This window comes from Streptomyces sp. TAA204 (genome assembly GCF_000424965.1).
This window is the reverse complement of record NZ_KE384283.1, coordinates 187,180-187,664: the sequence shown is the minus strand read 5'-3', so window position 1 is coordinate 187,664 and position 485 is coordinate 187,180. Positions and strand designations below refer to the sequence as shown.

The following is a 485-nucleotide window of genomic DNA, read 5'->3' as shown; positions in this document are numbered from 1 at the left end:
TGCTCATGGGCGTTTGCGGCGCCGGTCGCATCGCCTGCCTCGGCCCGCAACCGAGCCAGGATGCTCCGGGTGGTGAGGGTGTCGGGGTGGTCGGGGCCGAGGATGCGTAGCTGGTCACTTTGCAGCTCCTCGTAGGCGGTTGCGGCGTCGGTTGCATCGCCTGCCTCGGCCCGCCACCGAGCCAGGTTGTGCCGGGTGGTGAGGGTGAGGGGGTGGTCGGGGCCGAGGATGCGTAGCTGGTCGGTCAGCAGTTGCTCGTGGGCGTTTGCGGCGCCGGCTGCATCCCAGCCCAGTTCTCCCAGACAGTGCGCCAGGTTGTGCCGGGTGGCGAGGGTGTCGGGGTGGTCAGGACCTTGGACGCGTAGCCGGTCGATCAGCAGCTGTTCGAACGCGGTTGCGGCGCCGGCTATGTCGCCTGCCTCGCCCCGCCATCGAGCCAGGTTATTCCGGGTGGTGAGGGTGTGGGGGTGGTCGGGGCCGAGGAT

At 69.7% G+C, this 485-nt stretch carries 1 protein-coding gene; it reads right to left on the bottom strand.

The window, feature by feature from the left end; genetic code table 11:
* A partial coding sequence (locus tag H343_RS36195; RefSeq protein WP_037905656.1) for a tetratricopeptide repeat protein occupies positions 1-485 on the bottom strand: 485 nt, incomplete at both ends.